The following is a 23,695-nucleotide window of genomic DNA, read 5'->3' as shown; positions in this document are numbered from 1 at the left end:
TATTTGATGGTATTGCACTAGCTGACCGACCATTGTGACAATGATCGCTTAAAATCCTCGTAACCAAACTCATTTAATTTTTGAATATCCCCATTGCTACGCTGGCAATACACACTTGGCATTTTTAAGCCATTAAACCAGTTCAGTTTGACCATGGTATAACCGGCGCTGTCTAAGATATGTAGTCGTTGACCAATGTTTAATGGTTGCTCAAATTTAGCCACACAGAATTGATCTCCTGCCAAACAAGAGCATGACCCTATCACATATTCAAATTCACCAAACTGGGATGCTTCACCAATACTAGCAGGTTCATTATAGATCAAGGTATCAAGTCGATGCGCTTCGGTGGCAGAATCGACAATAGCGGTTTGCATGCCGTTCTCTACGATATCCACCACCGTCACCACCAGATCCGCCGTATTGGTAATAATTGCTTCACCCGGCTCTAAATACAATTGCACGCTATGTTTTTCGCTAAAATGTTTGAGTGCTTGCGCCAGTTTTTCTAACTCATAATCCGGCCAGGTAAAAAACACACCACCGCCTAAGCTAACCCAATCCAGTTTGTCTAAATACTCACCAAATTGATGTGAGATGTCATCAAGCAGCGCAATAAAATCATCGGCTGATTTATTCTCACAGTTGATATGAAACATCACCCCATCAAGGCTATCAAATAACGAGGGTGAGAGTTGTTGTTGCTGTACTCCTAAGCGTGAGAACTGACGCGCAGGATCGGCTAAATCTTGCCCTGCGCGGCTCACTCCCGGATTTAAACGCACCCCTATCGAGGCTTTACCTTCCACTAAGTGACGATAGGCTTGCAACTGGCTCAGCGAATTGAAGATCATCTTATCGCAGATATCAACCACCGCTTTCACGTCATCTTCACTGTAACCAACACTATAAGCGTGAGTTTCTTTGCCAGACCCCCTACCACCAAACGTCTCATAACCTAATTGCACCTCAAAAGGGCCACAGCTGGTGGTGCCATCAAGATAAGGTTTCATGATGTCAAATACGCCCCAAGTCGAAAAACACTTGAGGGCTAATACCAATTTAACGCCACTTAGGGCTTTTAATTTCGTGCATTACAAATGGCAATTACACTTCGTAAGCCTCAAAGAGGCTTACTTTTCCATAGTGATAGAGGCTCACAGTACACCAGCAGTTCATTTCAGCACCTGTTAACGAGAAATAGCATCACATCATCAATGAGCAGCGTTGGAGCTTGTTTAGACAATGCTGTCGTCGAACGGTTCTTCGGTAGCTTGAAAAATGAATGGATACTCAATGTGGTTTATTTAACGCGTGATGCAATGAAAGAAGATGTTGAAGAATATATCCGGTATTACAACCATGAAAGGTTGCATACTACGCTTGGTGATTTAACGCCACTCGACTATGAAAAATTACAAAGTCAGGTGTCCTATTCGGCTTGACCAGAATAGTATAACTAGGGCAGACCCAATCAGATTATAGCTATCTTAAAGATAGCTAGCCTAAAGATAGATAGCTTTAAACATACATCGCTTGAATTTCGTTGGCATACGCTTGGTAAATGTTTTTACGGCGTAATTTTAAGGTTGGGGTTATCAAACCTTGCTCAATCGAAAATGGGCTTGGCAATAACGTAAATCTTTTGATTTTTTCAAACCCAGCCAACTCTTGTTGCAGTTCTTTCAAACGCTTTTCAAAATGCTCAACCACTTTGCTATTACGCAAAAGCTCAAGCGGTGATTCGTAGCGTAGTCCTTTCTCTTTTGCCCACAATTCTAAAGATTCAAAAGAAGGCACGATTAAAGCGGTAACATAGTTACGCGAGTCAGCGATCACTGCCACTTGCTCAATGAACGGACAGCAACCTACTTTACCTTCAACACGTTGCGGCGCAATGTATTTGCCATTAGAGGTTTTCATTAACTCTTTAATGCGATCGGTAATATATAAGTTACCGTTGGCATCAAACTCACCCGCATCGCCAGTTTTAAGCCAACCGTCTTGGAACGTTTCTGCGGTTTCCACTGGGCGATTATAATAGCCACGCATCACGATATCACCACGAACTAAGATCTCGTTATTTGCGCCAATCTTCACTTCAGTTTCACTTAGCACCTGACCATTAGATCCGGTAACACGATTGCCAATAGTATTACAGGTGACTGTTGCCGTGGTTTCTGTCATGCCATATCCACACAACACCGGAATATTGATCGCATGGAAAAAACCGGCTACGTCTTTATCTAACGCCGCGCCACCACAAGGCATAAACTTCAAACGCCCACCGAGTACTTGTTGCAGTTTTGAAAAGATCAGCTTAGTCGCAATAACGTGTTGCACACTCAGCCAAGGATTAGCTTTAGCACGCTGTTGTTGTACCTCAAATTGACGAGCCCCCACCGATAGCGCCCAAGCAAACATTTTTTGTTGTGTCGCTGAGCCTTTTGCCACTTTCGCTTGGACTGCGCTATACACTTTTTCTAAAAAGCGTGGCACTACACATAAAGTATGTGGGCGAACCTCTGCAATCGCTTCTTTGATTTTATTGGTGTCAGAAAGGTAGACATTTTTACCACCACGACACAGAACGTAAAAGCTCCACGCACGTTCAAAGACATGACTAAGCGGTAAGAAAGCGAGTGATACATCCCCTTTGGCAAACGCGAGCTTTTGATCGTGTTGGCGCATGGTTGAGGCAATATTGCGGTAATCCAGCATCACACCTTTAGGATCGCCAGTGGTACCGGAAGTATAAATAAGCGTAAGCAGATCATCTAAATTAGCATCTGATAAACGTTGTTGTAGTTCAATCTCACAATCAACGTCAACCACCATAGTGTCACTGATCAGCGTATCGAAATGGTGATGACAGTGTGTATTTAATAATTCCACACTTTGATCAAACACCACAATATGGGCAATACTATTACTGTGTGCTTGTAAATTACACGCCACTTTGTATTGTTCGGTGTTATCCACAAACAAGACTTTTACCTGTGCATCATTGATTATATAGCGAGCTTGCTCTGACGTACTGGTTGGATAAATCGGCACCACCACAGCGCGCGCTTTCAAACAAGCGATGTCCGCACAAGCCCATTGTGGTTTGTTATCGGATAAAATGGCGCAGGTATCTTGTACCCCTACCCCAAAATGGATCAGAACTTGCGCTATTTTTTGTGAGATGGTATCAAATTGAGTCCATGATACTTGATGCCAAGGCGCGGCGGTTTCAAATCCTTCCAGAGCGATTGTATCCTGTAAAGCATCGCTTTGTAGACGTAAAGAACCAATGAGATGATATTGTTCTAATGACATGTTGTGTTTACCTAATTATAAAAACTGGACTCATAAACAGATTTGAGCTTACAAGTGTTTCTTTTTTTGCGTATTCTATCTTATACCCTCTAAAATGCTACGATTTTTAGCTTACAGTTGTAAGTTTTTGCTTCAGATTTGTTCTGCGTCATGTTTCAAAGACATGACTTTATTTTAGTCGCTAAACGAATTTTAGGTATAAAAAAACCCCGCATAATTGCGAGGTTGTTAAATTCATATCAAAACGATTTATACCCTAAGCGCTTAATCGTCTTTTTCACCGGCTAATAAATCACCTTTCGCCGCTTTTAAATATTGGATCATCGACCAGTAAGTTAACGCTGTGGCGATATATAACGCGGCATAACCAACCCACACCATCCAATCATCGTAACGCCAAATTAATACCCATAACGCAAACATTTGACTCAGAGTTTTCCATTTACCAATCCAAGAGACCGCAACACTGGCACGTTTTCCAATTTCAGCCATCCACTCACGCAATGCCGAAATAATAATTTCTCGCGCGATCATTGTTGCTGCAGGAATCGTGATCCAAATCGTATGGTAATGCTCAACGATTAGAATTAATGCTACCGCCACCATAAGTTTATCGGCAACAGGATCTAAAAATGCGCCAAAGCGAGAAGTCTGGCCTAATTTACGCGCTAACAGCCCATCGAGCCAGTCGGTAAATCCTGCAACCCAAAATACCATTGCGGCAGCAAAAGGCGCCCAAGTATAAGGAAGATAGAAAATAACGACAAAAACTGGGATCAGCGCCAATCGAAGTAAAGTCAAAATATTCGGTATAGTAAATCGCATAATTACGGGCTCTTGGTGAGTGCTGCTCAATGTTGCGTTAAAAACATTATTGTTTCAATGCTTGATGAATGATTTCTGCTAAAGATTTACTGATCCCTGGCACTTTGGTTAGTTCTTCGACAGTTGCACGCTTTAATTCTTGAATTCCACCCATGCTTTTTAATAAAGCTTGCCGACGTTTAGGACCCACCCCTTCAATTCCCTCTAAGGTACTGGTTCTTCTTGTTTTCCCACGTTTGGCTCGATGACCACTAATCGCATGGTTATGACTTTCATCACGAATATGCTGAATTAAGTGTAATGCCGGTGCATCGCTAGGTAGATTGAACTCTTCACCATTGGTTTTGATTAAGGTTTCGAGCCCAGGTTTACGAGTTACCCCTTTAGCAATGCCGATCAATTCAGGTCGTTTGGGCCAATCTTGCCAATATTTTTGCAAGATTTCATGCGCGCGATTTAGCTGCCCTTTACCACCATCAATAAAAATAATATCGGGAATTTTTTCAGCATACTGTTCATCGGTATATTGCTGTTTTGAATAACGTCGGTCCAGCACTTGCGCCATCGCCGCGTAATCATCCCCCCCCGTAATACCTTCAATATTATAACGTCGATAATCTTGCTTAACCGGACCTTCTCGATTAAACACCACACACGAGGCAATGGTACTCTCTCCCATGGTATGGCTAATATCAAAACATTCCATGCGCTCAATACGTTGCAGCTTAAATTCTAACTCTAATGCTTTAACTCTTTGATTGACCGTCATCTTGTGGCTAATTTTTGCGGTTAGCGCACTCAATGCATTGGTATTGGATAAACGCAAATAACGCTCTCGCATACCACGAGGTTTGGTATGAAATTGAACTTTATGCCCCGACAGTTGTGCCAATGCCTCTTGCAGGCTGGAGGATCCATCAAATACGTTGTCATCGAATAAATCCCCATTCATGGTGATTCGGTTAGGAATGCTTGAGGCTTCGTTATGACTTAAATAATACTGATTTAGAAAACTCGAAAACACTTCTTTATCATCGGTATTTGCTGGAATTTTAGGGAAATGACTGCGACTACCAAGGATCTTTCCTTGCCTTATCATCAATAAATGAATACACGCCAAACCATTTTCTTTGGCAAATCCAATCACATCCATATCATCCAGTGAATCATCTGACACAGATTGCTGCTCTTGCACCCGACGAATGGCCTGAATTTGATCGCGATACTTAGCCGCCTGTTCAAACGCCAATCCTTGGCTGGCTTGTTCCATTTTTGCTATCAAAGCGTTCAGAACCTGATCGTCCTTTCCTTGCAAAAAGAGACGCACATAATGGACGCTTTCGGCATACTCTTCATCGCTTACTAAGCCTTTGACGCACGGCGCTGAGCAACGCTCAATTTGATACATCAAACACGGTCTGGTTCGGTTAGCATACACACTGTCTTCGCACTGACGCACCGGAATAATTCTTTGCAACAAATGCAAGGTTTCACGCACCGCACCAGCTTCAGGGTAAGGACCAAAGTATTCCCCTTTACGCCGCTTTACGCCGCGATGATACGCCAACCTTGGGTGTTTATGTTTTGAGATCAGAATATAGGGATACGATTTATCATCACGCAGTAACACATTGTATTTAGGTAGGTATTGCTTGATGTAATTGTGTTCGAGGATCAAGGCTTCGGTTTCAGTATGAGTGACCGTCACATCAATTTTTTGGATATGCGAAACCAGCGCCTTGGTTTTCTCGTTATCTACGTTTTTACGAAAATAACTCGACAGGCGCTTGTTTAAATTTTTGGCTTTACCAACATAGATAACATCATCCATGGCGTTATACATACGATAAACGCCAGGTTGTTGTGAAACGGTTGATAAAAAAGCAGCAGAATCAAAATCTGCCAAAGGCACATCCATAGACTCTACAACGTCTCAGTTGTGATCATGCCATAACGAATTGCAAGGTGGGTCAGTTCAACATCCCCACCAATATCCAACTTGCTGAATAATCGATAACGATAACTGTTGACCGTTTTCGGACTCAAATTTAATTGCTCCGAAATATCGGTTACCTTCTCACCTTTGGTGATCATTAGCATGATCTGCAATTCACGCTCTGATAACTCTTTAAAAGGGTTATCCGAGGGTGCAGAAAATTGACTTAACGCCATTTGTTGCGCGATCTCTGGTGAAATATAGCGTTGACCACTATTGACCATGCGGATCGCATTCACCATTTCATCGGGCCCTGCGCCTTTGGTTAAATAACCAGAACCGCCTGCCTGCATTACTTTGGTTGGAAATGGGTTTTCGGTATGAATCGTCAAAACAATAATTTTGACATCGGGATTAAATCGTAAGATTTTTTTGGTAGCTTCCAAGCCGCCAATACCCGGCATATTCATGTCCATTAAGATAACATCCGCGTGATTAGCACGGCACCATTTTACAGACTCTTCACCACTGTTAGCTTCCCCTACTACTTTCATGCCACGGACGTCTTCAATAATACGTCGAATCCCTGTGCGAACCAGCTCGTGATCATCTACAAGAAAAACATTTATCACTCTTGTATCTCCACACTTGGATTATCGCTAATACTGTTAAGCTTAGTTGATAGGCTTAATTTTTATAGCATTCTACCTTAGTTAGTTAAAAACATGACCATAAATCTAATGATCAACGTCAATTTTTAAGGAAATTATAATAAAAAAACTTAATTTCTTTAACATACTGTATTAAATGACTTTATTTAAGCCAATAACCTTATAAAGAAAATGGTTTAACTAACGAGTTGTTGGTTATTATACATTTGTATTATTAATGGTTTTATCCATAATGCAAATAAAAAACCGTCAAACGCCGGAATAATGATATAGCCCAATTCATTGACGTTATCGTAAGCGCTTGCTATCCCAACCACAATTACCACTCCATAGTTATGCTAAATCATTAAATCTGAACTTTCTGGAACTGATTGAGGTTTATTAAAGCATCTTAGATTTATAAAGCACCTAAGAACGATAAAGCTCCTAAGATTTATAAAGCATCTTTTGTTATTCTAACTCCAATTCATTCACACTCTCTTTGGATAAAGCAGTGTCATCATCGATCCAACAGGGTTTTATCTTATCTCGACAAGCCCGAGATGTGCGTTCGTCTTTTCAGATTAATCACAGCCATTCTATGCAGACTTCTGATCAGCTCAACCATAATAAAACCCTTATCGAAATTTGGCTGGCTACCGACTCGGGTCCTGTTCAGTTACTCATCCAAGACCAACAAGTTGTGTTTTTTATTACCAAGCAAGATCAAATAAAGGCTGAGCAACTTATCGCGGATACCTTTGGAGAGCAAACTCCCATTCAGATGAAAAGCGTGCCACTCAAAACCTTTGAACAAAATGCGGTGCTTGCCTGTTACACGCCGAATAATCAAATATCCTATCAAGCAAAACAACTTTTTAATCAGCACGGCATTATTACCTTTGAAGATGACATTCGCTTAACCGACCGCTATTTAATGGAGCGCTTTATCCGAGGCGGAGTGCAATTTATCGGTGATCGCACCCAAAAGCAGGGTTATCAAAGCGTCAGGCAAGCAAAATGTAAACCGAGTGATTACAAACCTAATTTAAGCGTGGTTTCACTCGATATTGAATGCTCCGAAAAAGGTATTTTGTATTCTGTTGGGCTTGATTCAACACTAGACAGTCGCGTGATCATGATTGGTGAGGCCCCTAATCCCCTAGCTCCCACCCAGAAAAAAAATGAAGAGCTGCACATTGAATGGGTAGCAAATGAATTAGCATTACTTAAAGCGTTAATCCAATGGTTTCGCACTTTTGATCCCGATATTATTATTGGCTGGAATGTTATCGACTTTGATTTTCGCTTACTCGATAAACGTGCCAAATGGCATAAGCTACCGTTAGCGATCGCACGGGGTAGTCAAAACCTCTATTTCAGGCAATCAAAAACCACCCAGCAAGGCTTTGTGTCTATCCCTGGTCGAGTGGTATTAGATGGTATTGATACGTTAAAAACCGCGACTTATCATTTTAATTCTTGGACATTAGAGTCGGTTTCACAACAGTTACTTGGTGAAGGCAAAATCATTCATGATCCGTTTAATCGTATGGATGAAATTAATCGTCAATTTCGTGAAGATAAACACTCCCTTGCCCGTTATAACTTGCAAGATTGCCGCCTAGTGACGCGAATTTTCGACCAAACGCATCTGCTCCAATTTGCGATTGAACGTACTCAGTTAACTGGAGTGGAGCTTGATCGTATTGGCGGTTCGGTGGCCGCTTTTACCAATCTCTACCTGCCTCAATTGCATCGCGCTGGCTACATTGCGCCTAATCTTCAATCGGAGAATTGGCTTGCTAGTCCCGGTGGCTATGTGATGGATTCCGATCCCGGCTTGTATCACTCGGTATTAGTGTTGGATTTTAAATCGCTCTACCCTGCTATTATTCGCACTTTTCTTATTGACCCACTTGGTTTAGTCGAGGGCTTACAACAGTCGATCGGAAAACAAGATGATCAAGCGGTCGCGGGATTTAGAGGTGGACAATTTCATCGCGACAAGCATTTTCTACCCAAGATGATCGAACAATTATGGCAAGCAAGAGATGTCGCCAAGCGCAATAAAGAAGCGGCATTTTCTCAAGCCATCAAAATTATTATGAATTCATTTTATGGCGTACTGGGCTCGTCTGGTTGTCGATTTTTTGATACTCGCCTTGCATCATCAATTACCATGCGTGGACATGAAATCATGAAGCAAACTCGGGTGTTAATTGAAGCGCAAGGTTATCAAGTTATTTACGGTGATACTGACTCCCTATTTGTGTCTTTAATCGAGCCACATACCCCAGACAAAGCCGATAAAATTGGTCATCACTTAGTGACAACAATTAACCATTGGTGGCAGCAACACATACAAGAAGAATTTCATTTAACCTCGGCGTTAGAGTTAGAATACGAGACCCATTATCAGCGCTTTTTAATGCCGACGATTCGCGGCGCTGAAACCGGTTCTAAAAAGCGTTATTGCGGTATGATTGTCGAGCAAGGCGTTGAAAAAATGGTGTTTAAAGGGCTTGAAAGCGCTCGTACAGATTGGACAGCGTTGTCACACCATTTTCAACAAACCCTATATAACATGGTGTTTCATGATAAAGATCCACAAAGTTTTATTCGTCAATATGTTGACGATACCTTAGCCGGAAAATTTGATGATGATTTGGTCTACCAAAAGCGTTTACGCCGTAAGTTAAACGAGTATTTAAAAAACATTCCGCCTCAAGTTCGCGCCGCCAAACTCGCCGATGATCACAATGCTCGATTAGGTCGTCCACTGCAGTACCAAAACAAAGGGCGTATTCAGTATCTCTTTACCATAAACGGACCGGAACCAAAAGATTACTTACACAGTCCAATTGACTACCAACATTATATTGATAAGCAATTAAAACCTGTCGCCGATGCTATTTTGCCTTTTATTGGATTAGACTTTGAATCGGTCATCGCGCCACAAATTGATTTATTTTGAGGCCCTTTTACTGTCTACCGCCACTTTTCTTTGTCGTTCGGTGCAGATCGTGATATTTTCTGCTCGTCATTTACAATTCATCGCGGTAAGACACTATATTGATATCAATGCAGTAACCATAATATCAATGCCGTGACCAAGCGATGCTTAAAAAATTTATTAGGAAACACTCATGCCTAAAGCCAGTGAAATTAAAAAAAATGCCGTTGTTGAAGTGAACGGTCAAGTTTACTCTGTTCGTGAAGTTAGCAAATTAACCCCAAGTGGTCGTGCTGGCGCGAGCTTGTATCGCATGCGCATGTACAACATCGCTACCGGTGCTAAAGCTGACGAAAGCTACAAAGCCGACGAAATCCTGACTTTGGCTGATTTTAGCCGTCGCAGCGTGATGTTTTCGTACATCGATGGTGCTGAATATGTCTTCATGGATAACGAAGATTACACCCCTTACCACTTCAACAAAGAAACTATTGAAGATGAGATTTTATTCTTCAATGAAGATACCCAAGGCCTAAGCGTGTTAATCGTCAATGACAAGCCAATTGGCATTGAATTACCGACCAGTGTTGATCTTGTGATCGTTGAAACCTCACCATCAATTAAAGGTGCATCGGCCAGTGCTCGTACTAAGCCTGCCACTTTAACGACTGGTTTAGTGGTTCAAGTACCTGAATATATTGCTAATGAAGAAAAAATCAAAATCAACACTTCTGAGCGTAAGTTCATGAGCCGTGCAGATTAACAACACATATTCACTTTTAAAAATATTAGGAAATTATGACTGATTTAATCTCTCTTGATGATGCCATCGATGTTGCGTATGACATTTTTCTTGAAATGGCACCCGATAGCTTAGATGCTGTCGATGTGATTTTATTCACCGCTCAATTTGAAGATCGCGGCGCAGCAGAAGCGGTTGAGACTGGCGATGATTGGTCACAACATGTTGGTTTTGAGGTGGATAAGGAAACGTACGCAGAAGTGAAAATTGGTTTAGTCAATGAAGCCGATGACACACTTGATGATGTCTTTGCTCGTATGTTGATCAGCCGTGATCCTGACAATAAGTTTTGTCATATTCTTTGGAAGCGTGATTAAGTTTTTGTAAGAGGGATAACTTATACCCATTCCATTGAATCTTTGATCCATTTGGTATTGCCTTCAAACTAAAACCTCCAAATAGCAAAATGCCGAACTCGCTTTAACAGTGAGTTCGGCATTTTTTATGTTTTCAATCTATACCCATCTTACTTGGGTAGATTAAATTCTTGTTCTGCCCTTTGGCTTAGGCAAACCGTTATTCACACGGCGTTGCTTCGGCTTTCCATCGCGCCCGCCGACGGCCTCACCATTGTTTGCTTTATTGGTGGTGGTGCCTTTTGTAGCCACGTTACCGCGCGTGGTTGAACGGCTACGACCTTTAGTAGTCGTAGTGGCTCTTTCTTCATGGCGTTTAACCGCACGACGAATTTTTTGCCCACGCGAACGATCACGTTTACGCGAACCTGCCATTGGATCAATCAAAGTTTCACGCTCTGGTTTTAAGTCTACCATTTCACGCAAGTAGTTCACTTCTTTCAGTTCAAGCTCAATCCAACCACCACGAGGCAGTGATTTTTCAAGATAGATTTCACCATAGCGAACACGTTTCAGACGGCTAACCGTTACCCCTTGAGATTCCCATAAACGGCGAACTTCACGGTTACGACCTTCGGTGATCATGACATAAAACGTATGGTTCATGCCTTCGCCACCCGCATGCACAACGTCTTCAAAACGTGCCATGCCATCTTCAAGTTCAACACCGCGCGTCACGTTGCGAACCATTTCTTCGGTCACTTCACCAAAAACACGCACCAAATATTCACGCTCAACTTCACGGCTTGGGTGCATTAAACGGTTGGCTAATTCACCATCGGTGGTAAAGAGTAATAGACCACCGGTGTTAGCATCTAGACGACCCACCGATACCCAGCGCGAGTCTTTAATTTTTGGTAAGCGATCAAATACGGTACGGCGACCTTCAGGATCGCTACGCGTACACAACTCACCTTCGGGCTTGTTGTACGCTAATACGCGGCAGATCACTTCTTCCGATTCTTTTACCGATACTTTATGGCCATCGATACGGATAAGGGCATTTTCATCTTCTAGGCGATCGCCCAGTTTTGCCACTTGACCATTAAGACTCACACGACCAGCTTGGATCATCGCTTCTAATTCACGACGAGAACCATGCCCTGCACGAGCTAAGATTTTCTGTAATTTTTCGTTCATGGGTTAACCTTTTGTTTGTCGACTTCACAGCCGTCTTTTATTGTTCTCATGATGAATTAACCATACAAAACAATAAATTAAAAATTATTTAGCTTTTCATCCGTCTTTAAGCTTCCATCATGGATTGCTCAAGCGCTAAGAAAAGGCAGCATAGTATACATCAAACCCTACTGAGATAGAATATTTTTCCACCACGTGGACATCATTATCATTACCTTCTGTCACTATTTTTGTTAACCTCATCGCTTCCCTCACAACTTAATTAATAATTATGACGATTGAACATTTCGATGCTATTTATCAACGAGCCGCAGAACGTAAAGGTGGAGAACTACAATTAGAGTTGTTGGTGAGTAAACCCCTTTCTCAAGCAGAGTTACAACACATCACCGACGATCGTTGGCTGGCTGCTTTTACCATGAAGGTGTTTCAATGTGGTATTTCGTGGCAGGTAGTCAGAAAAAAATGGCCTAATTTCGAAAGCTTATTCTTTAACTTCAAGCTTGAACCGTTAATGATGCTACCCGAAGAAATATGGGAACAAAAAGCACAAGATCCGAGTATTATTCGTCATCTTACCAAAGTAAAATCCATTCCAAAAAATGCGCAAATGATTCATTCTGCTCAGTTTGAATTTACGTCGTTCTCTCACATGGTTGCCCATTGGCCAACGGATAATATTATCGGTTTATGGCAGTATTTGAAAAAACACGGAAATCGATTAGGTGGTAATACTGGCCCTTATACTTTACGTCAAATGGGCGTTGATACCTTTATTTTATCGTCCGATGTTGAATCTCACTTAAGAAATATTGGTGTGATTGATAGCGCTCGAGGAACAAAACGTGCCATGCAAGCAGCACAAAAAGCGTTTAACCATTGGCAACAACAATCAGGTCGTAGCCTTTCCGAAATTAGCCAAATTATCGCTTATAGCTGTGGTGATAATCAGGTGCTGTAAATCGCCGATAGAAATCAACATTAAAAAGCCTCACCGTATAAAAAACACGATGAGGCTTATATAATTAAGTGACCACGACAGGTAACTGATGAATCACTCAAACGGTGAAGGATCCCCTGCACCGCGTCTTACTACCACCATTTCATCTTCACTAAAATCAATGACTGTGGTTGGTTGCTCGCCTAAGAAACCGCCGTTCATGATTAAATCTACCGAATGTTCCAGCTTATCGCGGATATCCTCTGGGTCGGATTCGGCGTAATCGTTGCCCGGTAAAATCAGAGTGGTCGACATTAACGGTTCGCCCAATGCTTCGAGTAGATCCAAGGCAATTTTATTGTCTGGCACACGAATACCAATGGTTTTACGTTTGGCGTTCATTAAGCGACGTGGCACTTCTTTCGTGCCTTTAAAGATAAAGGTATAAGCGCCAGGAGTATTGCTTTTCAATAAACGGAAAGCGCTATTATCAATACGGGCATATAAAGAGAGTTCCGATAAATCGCGGCACAATAAAGTAAAGTTGTGTTTATCATCAATTTTACGAATGCGACAAAGGCGTTCTAGTGCGTTTTTGTTTTCAAGTTGACAGCCTAGCGCATATCCAGAATCGGTCGGATAAACGATAACGCCGCCATTACGGATGATCGCAACCGCTTGTGTGATCAAGCGTGCTTGCGGATTGTCTGGGTGTAAATAAAAAAACTGGCTCATTGTTATTCCTTGAGTCTGTGACGGGCAAGTATTCGCTTAATTAATCTTATCTTCTGGTGTCGAATAGCTACCGGTTAACGGTATATGTGCGATTGCTTGCCAATCCTTCCACACGGGTTCAACCCCGGCGGGTAACCATAAATTTCGGCCCAATTCCATCCACGGGGAAGGATAATGAAAGTCCGAACCTTGTGATGCTAATAAGTTGTATTGTATCGCATAATCCGCCAGCGTGCGTCGTTCTTGTGGCGCTTGTTGTGGTTGAGCAACTTCCATTGCATCACCACCTGCTTCAACGAATGCGGCAATTAAACGCTTCATCCATTTGGCTGTCAATTGATAACGGCCTGGATGCGCTAAAACTGCCTCGCCTCCTGCGGCATGAATCGCATTAACCGCATCGATCATGGTGCACCACGATGGCGGCACATAACCGGGATTATTACGGGTTAAATATTTTTTGAACACCATCTGCATGGTTTTCGCGTAACCATTATCCACCAGCCATTTAGCAAAGTGAGAACGCGTAATTGAGGCCTCACCCGCAATGGCTTGGACTTCTTCTAATACTCCCTCACGCGTGTGTTTGGCTAGGCGCTCTGCCATCAACTCGGAACGATCAATTCGACGTTGTTTTTGTTCGGCAATAAGCTGCTTTAATTCAGCGTTTTCAATATCAATATTCAAACCCACAATATGGATATCTTTATTTTGCCAAACGGTCGAGATCTCTATGCCATTGATTAAATGAACTGGCAAAGATTGCTCGTTGATATAGCGTTTCGCTTGGTCTATCGCATCGATGCTGTCGTGGTCGGTGATGGCAAATACATCAATATTAAATTCGACGGCACGATCGATCAATTGCGTTGGAGAAAAACGCCCATCGGAACATGTGGTGTGGCTATGTAAATCAATACGCATTAAAGAGTCTCAATGTATACCCGTATGACTTAAAGCAACCGCTTTAAGTTATTTTGGCTATATTTTAAAAAAGGCTTGACTAAAAACCACCAAACTAGTTTACTAGTACATAAGTTTTCAAGCTAACGAATTGTGTTAGTCTTTTCAGTACAAGGAACTAGAGCTATGTTTTCATCGTTATCACAAGATTCTAACATTCATCGCAATCACAAAGAACCGCTTTGTGTGCTTTCCTTGCTCTCTCTTATTCTTAGCTGGCATGCTTGGCGCTTACTATCTTAGTTGGGGCTTGCTTTATATCGTTAGGCAATCAACCCGCTGAGAATGCGGGTTTTTTAATGCCTCTCGTGCTTTACACCAACTAAAACGATTAAATAATCACCAAAATAACGCTTTCATTTTATCTAAGTCGATTAATAGTAAAAAAGTTATTGGGGCATGATTAAGTTTATGCGACTATCGATAAATAGCAAAAATCGGTAAGCCTGTGAAAGCAAACGGAATTAAAATCAAGTAAAAGGACGTCTTATGAATAAGGCAGCACAGATCCATAATGCAATGATAAGCAAAAAGCACCCGATTGAAGTATTTCAATTAGAGACTCCTTATCTCGAAGACCCGACACAAGTGTTTAATGCTTTATGCGTCAACGCAGATCATGCGCAAGACACACAAAACAGTTTGTTATTAGAAAGCGCCGAGATCAGCTCAAAAGAGAATTTAAAAAGCTTATTATTAATTGATGCTGCGGTTCGGATCGAATGCCGTGGTCATAATGTGGTGATGACCGCCAAAACAGAAAATGGTCAGCAACTACTCAAAGCGGTAAAACAAAATATTAATCAAGCCAATAACGTATTAACTAAGGCTTGTGAGTCACAGCTCGAACTTACTTTTTCGACCTTAAATGAATTACTGGATGAAGATACGCGCTTACGTGAAGCTTCAAGCTTTGATGCGTTACGTTTAGTTCAGCATAGCTTTGATATTGAAGGCAAAGATAAACACGCAATTTTTATCGGTGGTTTATTTGCTTATGATTTAGTCGCTAACTTTGAATCATTAGGTCATGCTAGCAGCATTGATAACTGCCCTGATTATGTTTTTTATGTCGCCGAAACCTTAATGGTGTTTGATCATCAAACCCAACATTGTAGTGTGCAAGCCAGCGCCTTTGATGCTAGCCAAGTGACCAAACAACAATTGCAACACCGCCTGCAAGAAATCCGTCAACATTGCACCGATGTGCCACCATTACCGACTGCGATTAATGTTGACGATATGACGGTTACAACCAATATCAGTGATGAGCAATTTTGCCAGATCGTGCGCGATCTTAAGCAAAATGTGATTCAAGGCGATATTTTCCAAGTGGTGCCCTCTCGCCGATTTACCTTACCTTGTCCTTCACCGTTAGCCGCTTATAAAGCGCTTAAGCAAAGTAATCCCAGCCCATATATGTTTTATATGAAAGACGAATTATTTACTTTGTTTGGCGCCTCACCAGAAAGTGCTTTGAAGTATGATGCTGAGAGCGAACAAGTTGAAATTTACCCTATTGCCGGCACTCGTGGTCGCGGTAAAAATGCTGACGGCACGATTAACTTTGATTTAGACAGCCGCATCGAATTGGAATTGCGCAGCGATAAAAAAGAAAATGCCGAACACATGATGCTGGTTGATTTAGCGCGTAACGATGTGGCTCGAATTGCCACTGCTGGCTCTCGCCATGTGGCCGACTTATTAAAAGTGGATCGCTACAGCCATGTCATGCATTTAGTATCACGCGTGGTGGGCGAATTACGCTCAGATTTGGATGCGTTGCATGCCTATCAAGCCACAATGAACATGGGCACCTTAACGGGCGCACCTAAAATTCGCGCGATGCAGTTTATTCGTGAAGTAGAACAACAACGTCGAGGCACCTATGGCGGCGCGGTTGGGTATTTGACCGGCGAAGGCGATTTAGACACTTGTATCGTGATCCGTTCAGCTTATGTTGAAAACGGCATTGCCACGGTTCAAGCTGGCGCGGGGGTGGTGTTTGATTCCGACCCACAATCAGAAGCCGATGAAACGCGCGGGAAAGCTCAAGCTTGTATCAGTGCCATTCAAGCCGCGCACCAAGCTCAATCGAATCCACCAGCGTCTCATCAACCAGTTTCACACCCACAAAGCTCACAAGGATAAGGTGACTATTATGGCTAATATCGTATTTGTCGATAATTTTGATTCTTTCACTTATAACCTTGTCGATCAGTTTCGCAGCTTAGGTCATTGCGTCACTATTTATCGTAACAACATTGCCGCTCAAACAATTGAACAGGCAATCAGCCAATTAGATAACGCGGTTGTCGTATTATCGCCAGGGCCTGGTGAGCCGAGTAAAGCCGGTTGCATGCCAGAGTTGATTCAACGATTAAAAGGCAAGGTGCCGATGATTGGAATTTGCTTAGGCCATCAAGCGATTGTCGAAGCCTATGGCGGCACAGTGGCAGGCGCGGGCGAAATCATCCATGGTAAAGTCTCAATGATGGTGCATGGTAATCACCCAACTTATCAAAATCTGCCCTCTCCCTTTGCTATTGCACGTTATCACTCATTAGTAGCAACCCATGTGAGCGAGCAATTAACCGTAACATCGGAAGTCGATGGGCTGGTAATGTCCGTGGTTGAAGAAAATCATAAAGTGTGTGGCTTTCAGTTTCACCCTGAATCGATCATGACCACTTATGGCGCAACGTTATTAGAGAACACCATTCATTGGGCGTTAGATACTCAAATGCAAGCCTAATAACGAATAACAAAAGCGCATAACGAATAGAGCCAAGAATTTAGAGTAAGGACACCACATGCAAAACATCATTAATAAACTGTACGCCCAAACGGATTTGAGCGAAAACGAAAGTCATCAATTATTCGATATCATCATTAAAGGGGATATGGATCCTATTTTACTTGGCGCGGTGTTAACCTCGCTTAAAATCAAAGGTGAGACGCCGCAAGAAATTGCCGGAGCCGCTCATGCTTTATTAGCTAATGCCTCTCCTTTTCCTACTATTGAAGGCGACTTTGCCGATATCGTCGGAACTGGCGGCGATGGTTCGAACACTTTTAATATTTCCACTACAGCCGCTTTTGTTGCCGCCGCATGTGGCGTAAAAGTCGCCAAACACGGTAACCGTGGCGTATCGAGCAAATCCGGTTCATCTGACCTACTTGATTCGTTTGGCATTAATCTTTCAATGAGCCCAGAAGAGACCAAAGCCGCCATTGATGATATTGGGGTGGCATTTTTATTTGCTCCGCAATATCACGGCGGCGTTCGTCATGCCATGCCAGTACGCAAAGCAATGAATACGCGTACTATTTTTAACCTACTTGGCCCTTTAATTAATCCAGCTCGCCCTAATATACAATTAATGGGGGTTTACGATGAGTCATTAGTCCGCCCAATCGCCAAAACGTTAGCCCAGATGGGACTAAAACGTGCCGCTGTGGTGCATGGTAGTGGATTAGATGAAGTCGCGATCCACGGCTCAACCTTGGTGAATGAAATCGTCAATGGTGACATTATCGAATACACTTTAACCCCGCAAGATTTTGGGGTGAACACTCATCCACTTGAGGCAATTCAAGGCGGAGAGCCAGACGAAAACCGCGCCATCATCACGCAAATTCTCAATGGTGAAGGCAGCGAGGCGCAAGTGTCTGCAGTGGCAGTTAATGTCGCGCTGCTATTGCGTTTATTTGGCCAGCAAAATCTCAAAGCCAATACTCAACAAGCAATAGAGGCGATGAATTCTGGCAAAGCGTATCAACTCGTCACTCAACTTGCCGCTCGCGGTTAATCATTAAAGGAAAGGCAATGGAAACGGTACTCGCAAAAATAGTGGCTGATAAACGAATTTGGGTGGAAGAACGTAAAGCGCAGCAACCGCTCACCAGCTTCAAAGATCAACTCACACCCAGTGATCGCAGTTTTTATGACGCGCTCAATACTGGCAAAACCGAGTTTATTTTAGAATGTAAAAAAGCCTCGCCATCAAAAGGCTTGATCCGTGATGACTTTGATCTCGATTACATTGCTTCGGTCTATGCCAAACATGCCAGCGCTATTTCAGTTTTAACCGACAGTAAATATTTCCAAGGTGATTTTGAGTTTATTCCTCAAATTCGTAATCAAGTCACCCAACCTGTGATTTGCAAAGACTTTATGATTGATGAATACCAAGTCTACTTGGCGCGTCATTATCAGGCCGATGCCATTTTATTAATGCTGTCTGTGCTCGATGATGAAGAATATCGTCACCTTGCCAATGTCGCCACCCGCTTAAACCTTGGCTATTTAACCGAAGTCAGCAACGAAGAGGAGCTGGAGCGTGCAATTGCGCTAAAAGCCCCCGTCGTTGGGATCAACAACCGCAATCTACGCGATTTATCCATCACCCTTGAGCGCACCAAAGAACTGGCACCTCGCCTGCCAAAAAGCACTATAGTGATCTCAGAATCGGGGATCCATAACCATCAACAGGTGAAAGAACTTTCTCAGTTTGCCAATGGATTTTTGATCGGCAGTTCATTAATGTCGGAAGACAACTTAGAGCTGGCAGTACGTCGAGTATTGCTGGGCGAGAATAAGGTCTGTGGTCTCACCCACCCTGATGATGCCAACGCCGCCTATCAATCAGGTAGTGTGTATGGCGGTTTGATTTTTGTTAAAAACTCCAAACGTTGTGTCGATATTGAGACTGCGCGCTTAGTCATGAGCGGCGCACCTCTTCATTATGTTGGAGTGTTTCAAAACCTCAGTAGCTATAAAACACAGCTGGTTAAAAACAAAGCTCTGCAAGGCCACAGTTTGGATGAAATCGCACAAATCGCCAATCAATTAGGTTTAGCGGCGGTGCAATTACATGGCAATGAAAGCCAAGCCGATGTAACCGAGCTTAGATCTTTATTACCTAAAAGCATTCAAATATGGAAAGCCTATGGGGTGAGTAATGCCCTGCCAACCCTCTTAACCAAACATGTTGATAAACACTTACTTGACGCGCAAGTCGGTAATCAATCTGGTGGAACAGGAAAACGCTTTGATTGGTCATTGCTCGATCAACTGGCCAGCACAGCCGCAGGGAAAACCTCTACCAGTCATCGTGCCCGTATTATGCTCGCGGGCGGACTATCGCCTGACAACATCGTTGAAGCCGGACAATTAGGCTGTATTGGATTGGATTTAAACTCAGGGGTTGAACGTGAACCTGGTAAAAAAGATCCGGTTAAAATTACCGCCGCATTTACAGCATTAAGAAATTATTAAGGAAAATACCATGCCTAAGTTAGACCCTTATTTTGGTGAATTTGGTGGTCAATATGTCCCACAAATTCTGGTTCCCGCGCTTGATCAACTAGAACAAGCTTTTATCGACTCGCAACAAGATGAAGCTTTCCAAGCAGAATTCATGGGCTTATTACAAGAATATGCCGGTCGCCCAACCGCATTAACTTTATGCCGCAACATGACCAAAGGCACCAAAACAAAACTGTATCTAAAGCGTGAAGATCTGTTGCACGGCGGCGCGCACAAAACCAACCAAGTGTTAGGTCAGGCATTATTAGCTAAACGCATGGGTAAGAAAGAAATTATTGCCGAAACCGGCGCGGGACAACATGGCGTTGCCGCAGCACTCGCTTGTGCTTTACTGGACTTAAAATGCCGCGTATACATGGGCGCTAAAGATGTTGAGCGACAAAGCCCCAATGTATTTCGCATGAAGCTGATGGGCGCGGAAGTGATCCCAGTTCATTCAGGTTCTGCCACGTTAAAAGATGCCTGTAATGAAGCGCTGCGTGACTGGTCTGCAACTTATGAAGACGCGCACTACCTACTTGGCACTGCGGCAGGCCCTCACCCATTCCCAACCATTGTGCGTGAATTCCAACGTATGATCGGCGAAGAAACCAAGAATCAAATTCTCGCTCGTGAAGGTCGTCTGCCCGATGCCGTTATTGCCTGTGTCGGCGGCGGCTCAAATGCAATCGGTATGTTTGCCGATTTCATTCCCGATACCGAAGTGGGGTTAATTGGGGTCGAACCTGCCGGTTTAGGCATTGATACCGACCAACACGGCGCGCCATTAAAACATGGTAAAACCGGTATCTTCTTTGGTATGAAATCCCCACTAATGCAAGACAGCTTTGGTCAAATTGAAGAGTCTTACTCTGTTTCTGCTGGGCTTGATTTTCCATCAGTGGGACCACAACATGCTCATTTGAATGCGACAGGTCGGGCGCAATATGTATCCATTACCGATGATGAAGCACTCGATGCGTTCCAAAATCTCGCTTCACATGAAGGTATCATTCCTGCTTTAGAGTCCTCTCATGCATTGGCTTATGCGTTAAAAATGGCGTACGAGGATCCGGAAAAAGAACAACTGTTAGTGGTGAACTTATCCGGCCGTGGTGATAAAGATATTTTCACCGTACACAAACTATTAGAAGATAAAGGAGCGGTCTAATGACAAACTCAACCACTCACACCGGTCGTTATGAAGCGTTATTTAATGCGCTCGAAGCCAAAAACCAAGGCGCGTTTGTTCCTTTTGTCACCATTGGCGATCCAAACCCTGAGCAATCCCTGGAGATTATCCATACTTTGATCCAATCAGGCGCTGATGCATTAGAGCTAGGATTTCCGTTTTCAGATCCTCTTGCCGATGGCCCAACCATTCAAGGGGCAAATATTCGCGCACTAGATTCAGGCACCACGCCAGATACTTGTTTTGAGATCATTACTCAAATTCGCCGTGAATACCCAGATATGCCAATTGGCTTATTGGTTTATGCCAACTTAGTGTTTGCCCGTGGTATTGATGACTTTTATGCTCGTTGCCAACAAGCCGGTGTTGATTCAGTGTTAATTGCCGACGTGCCAACCGGTGAGAGCGAACCATTTAATAGCGCCGCCAAAGCTCACGGCATCCACCCTATTTTTATTGCGCCACCAACCGCTAATAACACCACATTAGAGCAAGTCTCAAGCTTAGGATGCGGTTACACTTATTTGCTGTCTCGCTCGGGTGTGACTGGGGCCGAAACCAAAGCCAATATGCCAGTACATGCCTTGCTTGAACGCTTAAATCAATTTAATGCTCCTCCTGCATTATTAGGATTTGGTATTTCAGAGCCGGCCCAAGTACACCAAGCGATCACCGCTGGCGCAGCAGGCGCAATTTCAGGCTCTGCAGTAGTGAAAATCATTGAGGCTAATAAAGATAACCCGCAACAGATGCTAGATAAACTGGCCACATTTGTCTCTGGCATGAAAGCGGCGACACTAAAATAAAGACACAAGTTAGCAACGAGTGTTGAATATTTAAACAAAGGGAGCAGTTTTGCTCCTTTTTTGTCGCAAAATATCTCTAAACAGTTTCTATTCTAATGAAAATGATTAGACTGACCCCATCATTGACAAACTAATTAAAGAACGCATGAAGCAAATTATTGATTTTATTCCACTGGTTATTTTCTTTTTCTTGTACAAAAGCTATGACATTTATGTGGCGACTGGAGCACTCATCGTTGCCACGGCTGTGCAAGTTGCTGTGACTTACTTTGTGTATAAAAAAGTAGAGAAAATGCAAATCATCACCTTTTTGATGGTGGCAATTTTTGGCGGTATGACACTGTTTTTCCACGATGATAATTTCATCAAATGGAAAGTCACCATTATTTATGTTTTATTCTCAGTTGGCCTTTTAGTGTCTGATTACCTGGGCAAACCTGTGATAAAAGGCATGCTAGGTAAAGAGATCACCCTACCCGATCAAGTATGGAAACGCGTTAACCTTGCTTGGGTGGCTTTTTTTGCGGTGTGCGCGGTGATCAACATCTATGTCGCTTACCGATTACCATTAGATGTTTGGGTTAATTTCAAAGTTTTTGGACTACTCATCGCCACCTTCAGTTACACCATCTTAACTGGCTTTTATATCTACAAATATATGCCGAAAGAAAACCAAGAGAAATAATTTCTCGCTTTGGTTATAATCTGTATTATTTTAACTATCAATCGCCACTATTATGTGGCGATTTGATTATCAGAAAGCCCGATTTAGGAAAAACAAATGAGCACAACTGTTGAAACCCCTACCGGTTCAATGATTTTACGCACCCTAGCCATGCCCGCCGATACCAATGCCAATGGCGATATATTCGGTGGTTGGATCATGTCACAACTCGATTTAGCCGGTGCTATTTTAGCCAAAGAAATCGCCAATAGCCGTGTGGTGACTGTGTCGGTTTCGAGCATTACTTTTAAGCGGCCCGTAACCGTTGGTGATGTGGTGTGTTGTTATGGTGAGTGCATCAAAGTTGGCAATACCTCTTTATCTATCGCACTCGAAGTGTGGGTAAAATCGGTTAGTGTTGATGGTATTGGTGATAAAAATAAAGTATGTGAAGCCACCTTTAACTATGTTGCCATCGATGGTGAAGGCCGCCCAAGAACGGTAAAAAAATAATTTATCTCCAAATGATGCCCTATGAACATAGTACGCTATGTGATTAGGGCGAGTGAACGCAGTCAACAACGCTGTAGCTTCAAGTATGAAGGATATAATTGTGCAGCACGTGCGCATAATGTAGTCTACCAAGCGGCTTTTGTTACCAAACGGTAGCCTTATTATTTATGGCAGCGTATATTAGCCATATCTCTGATTTTTCATGAATACCTACCTATTACTTTCATGGAATGATAACTTGAAGTAAAACGAGTACATAAATAAAGGATTATGATCAATGTGGTATGTTATTTTCTCTCAAGACGTTGAAAATTCTCTTGAAAAGCGCATGAGCGTGCGCGAAAAACATTTAGCTCGCCTTAATACTTTAAAAGACGAAGGCCGACTATTAGTTGCAGGCCCGATGCCCGCTATCGATTCAGACAATCCTGGCGAAGCTGGCTTTACCGGTTCAACCGTGATTGCAGAATTTAGCTCGTTAGCCGAGGCTCAAACTTGGGCTAATAACGACCCTTATATTGATGCGGGCGTGTATGCCCACGTTACCGTTAAGCCATTCAAAAAAGTGCTGCCATAAAGAGCCTG

The 23,695-nt window shown here is 42.9% G+C and carries 20 protein-coding genes and 2 pseudogenes; 14 read left to right on the top strand and 8 right to left on the bottom strand.

The window, feature by feature from the left end:
* Nucleotides 1-17 precede the first annotated feature (17 nt).
* A pseudogene (gene nspC / locus GFB47_RS05205) lies at nt 18-1,088 on the bottom strand (carboxynorspermidine decarboxylase); the annotation flags it as partial.
* Here nspC and GFB47_RS05200 point away from each other — a divergent pair.
* Nucleotides 1,089-1,445: pseudogene (locus GFB47_RS05200) on the top strand (transposase); the annotation flags it as partial.
* Nucleotides 1,446-1,521: 76 nt separating this feature from the next.
* Here GFB47_RS05200 and GFB47_RS05195 read toward each other — a convergent pair.
* From GFB47_RS05195 to uvrY, 4 genes are all read right to left on the bottom strand, one after another.
* The gene (locus GFB47_RS05195; protein ID WP_153447005.1) at nt 1,522-3,321 is read right to left on the bottom strand and encodes an AMP-dependent synthetase/ligase; all 1,800 of its coding nucleotides are present in this window, start codon (nt 3,319-3,321) and stop codon (nt 1,522-1,524) included.
* A 264-nt stretch (nt 3,322-3,585) separates the two neighbouring features.
* The gene (pgsA, locus tag GFB47_RS05190) at nt 3,586-4,146 is read right to left on the bottom strand and encodes a CDP-diacylglycerol--glycerol-3-phosphate 3-phosphatidyltransferase (RefSeq protein ID WP_153447004.1); all 561 of its coding nucleotides are present in this window, start codon (nt 4,144-4,146) and stop codon (nt 3,586-3,588) included.
* A 46-nt stretch (nt 4,147-4,192) separates the two neighbouring features.
* Nucleotides 4,193-6,064, bottom strand: a complete 1,872-nt coding sequence (gene uvrC, locus GFB47_RS05185) for an excinuclease ABC subunit UvrC (protein ID WP_153447003.1) — start codon at nt 6,062-6,064, stop codon at nt 4,193-4,195.
* Nucleotides 6,065-6,069: 5 nt separating this feature from the next.
* A complete protein-coding gene (gene uvrY, locus GFB47_RS05180; protein ID WP_153447002.1) occupies nt 6,070-6,714 on the bottom strand; it encodes a UvrY/SirA/GacA family response regulator transcription factor in 645 nt (214 codons plus the stop codon).
* Between the two features lie 532 nt (nt 6,715-7,246).
* Between uvrY and GFB47_RS05175 the strand changes: the two genes are divergently transcribed.
* From GFB47_RS05175 to GFB47_RS05165, 3 genes are all read left to right on the top strand, one after another.
* Nucleotides 7,247-9,709 carry a DNA polymerase II gene (locus GFB47_RS05175; protein WP_153447001.1) on the top strand — a complete coding sequence of 821 codons (2,463 nt, stop codon included), beginning with the start codon at nt 7,247-7,249 and terminating at the stop codon, nt 9,707-9,709.
* A gap of 172 nt (nt 9,710-9,881) precedes the next feature.
* Nucleotides 9,882-10,451 carry an elongation factor P-like protein EfpL gene (efpL, locus tag GFB47_RS05170; protein WP_153447000.1) on the top strand — a complete coding sequence of 190 codons (570 nt, stop codon included), beginning with the start codon at nt 9,882-9,884 and terminating at the stop codon, nt 10,449-10,451.
* Between the two features lie 35 nt (nt 10,452-10,486).
* Nucleotides 10,487-10,807 carry an HI1450 family dsDNA-mimic protein gene (locus tag GFB47_RS05165; RefSeq protein ID WP_153446999.1) on the top strand — a complete coding sequence of 107 codons (321 nt, stop codon included), beginning with the start codon at nt 10,487-10,489 and terminating at the stop codon, nt 10,805-10,807.
* Nucleotides 10,808-10,969: 162 nt separating this feature from the next.
* Here GFB47_RS05165 and rluB read toward each other — a convergent pair whose 3' ends face one another.
* A complete protein-coding gene (gene rluB, locus GFB47_RS05160; protein WP_153446998.1) occupies nt 10,970-11,986 on the bottom strand; it encodes a 23S rRNA pseudouridine(2605) synthase RluB in 1,017 nt (338 codons plus the stop codon).
* Nucleotides 11,987-12,257: 271 nt separating this feature from the next.
* Here rluB and GFB47_RS05155 point away from each other — a divergent pair, with 271 nt between their 5' ends.
* Nucleotides 12,258-12,947 carry a DNA-3-methyladenine glycosylase I gene (locus GFB47_RS05155; RefSeq protein WP_153446997.1) on the top strand — a complete coding sequence of 230 codons (690 nt, stop codon included), beginning with the start codon at nt 12,258-12,260 and terminating at the stop codon, nt 12,945-12,947.
* Between the two features lie 93 nt (nt 12,948-13,040).
* Here GFB47_RS05155 and GFB47_RS05150 read toward each other — a convergent pair whose 3' ends face one another.
* Together GFB47_RS05150 and rnm are read right to left on the bottom strand one after the other, a co-directional pair.
* Nucleotides 13,041-13,661, bottom strand: a complete 621-nt coding sequence (locus GFB47_RS05150; protein WP_153446996.1) for an L-threonylcarbamoyladenylate synthase — start codon at nt 13,659-13,661, stop codon at nt 13,041-13,043.
* Nucleotides 13,662-13,697: 36 nt separating this feature from the next.
* Nucleotides 13,698-14,585 (bottom strand): RNase RNM, encoded by an 888-nt coding sequence (gene rnm / locus GFB47_RS05145; protein WP_153446995.1) that lies wholly within the window; start codon nt 14,583-14,585, stop codon nt 13,698-13,700.
* A gap of 528 nt (nt 14,586-15,113) precedes the next feature.
* Between rnm and GFB47_RS05140 the strand changes: the two genes are divergently transcribed.
* From GFB47_RS05140 to GFB47_RS05100, 9 genes are all read left to right on the top strand, one after another.
* Entirely contained in the window at nt 15,114-16,775 is a 1,662-nt protein-coding gene (locus GFB47_RS05140) for an anthranilate synthase component 1 (RefSeq protein ID WP_153446994.1), read from the top strand.
* Nucleotides 16,776-16,785: 10 nt separating this feature from the next.
* Nucleotides 16,786-17,379, top strand: coding sequence for an aminodeoxychorismate/anthranilate synthase component II (locus GFB47_RS05135; RefSeq protein WP_153446993.1), 594 nt, complete (start codon nt 16,786-16,788; stop codon nt 17,377-17,379).
* Nucleotides 17,380-17,437: 58 nt separating this feature from the next.
* Entirely contained in the window at nt 17,438-18,436 is a 999-nt protein-coding gene (gene trpD, locus GFB47_RS05130; protein WP_153446992.1) for an anthranilate phosphoribosyltransferase, read from the top strand.
* A 17-nt stretch (nt 18,437-18,453) separates the two neighbouring features.
* Nucleotides 18,454-19,905, top strand: coding sequence for a bifunctional indole-3-glycerol-phosphate synthase TrpC/phosphoribosylanthranilate isomerase TrpF (gene trpCF, locus GFB47_RS05125; RefSeq protein WP_153446991.1), 1,452 nt, complete (start codon nt 18,454-18,456; stop codon nt 19,903-19,905).
* Nucleotides 19,906-19,915: 10 nt separating this feature from the next.
* Nucleotides 19,916-21,106 (top strand): tryptophan synthase subunit beta, encoded by a 1,191-nt coding sequence (trpB, locus tag GFB47_RS05120; RefSeq protein WP_153446990.1) that lies wholly within the window; start codon nt 19,916-19,918, stop codon nt 21,104-21,106.
* On the top strand, nt 21,106-21,933 hold the full coding sequence (gene trpA / locus GFB47_RS05115) for a tryptophan synthase subunit alpha (protein ID WP_153446989.1): 828 nt from the start codon (nt 21,106-21,108) through the stop codon (nt 21,931-21,933). Before trpB ends, trpA begins: the two co-directional genes overlap by 1 nt.
* A gap of 145 nt (nt 21,934-22,078) precedes the next feature.
* Nucleotides 22,079-22,618 (top strand): septation protein A, encoded by a 540-nt coding sequence (locus tag GFB47_RS05110; protein ID WP_153446988.1) that lies wholly within the window; start codon nt 22,079-22,081, stop codon nt 22,616-22,618.
* Nucleotides 22,619-22,714: 96 nt separating this feature from the next.
* Nucleotides 22,715-23,110, top strand: coding sequence for an acyl-CoA thioester hydrolase YciA (gene yciA, locus GFB47_RS05105; RefSeq protein WP_153446987.1), 396 nt, complete (start codon nt 22,715-22,717; stop codon nt 23,108-23,110).
* Between the two features lie 277 nt (nt 23,111-23,387).
* Nucleotides 23,388-23,687: a YciI family protein gene (locus GFB47_RS05100; protein WP_153446986.1), complete on the top strand. Its 300-nt coding sequence runs from the start codon at nt 23,388-23,390 to the stop codon at nt 23,685-23,687.
* Nucleotides 23,688-23,695 lie beyond the last annotated feature (8 nt).

This window comes from Vibrio algicola (assembly GCF_009601765.2).
Taxonomy (GTDB): Bacteria; Pseudomonadota; Gammaproteobacteria; order Enterobacterales; family Vibrionaceae; genus Vibrio; species Vibrio algicola.
Note: the sequence above shows the minus strand (reverse complement) of the source record. Positions and strands in the feature narration are given on the sequence as shown.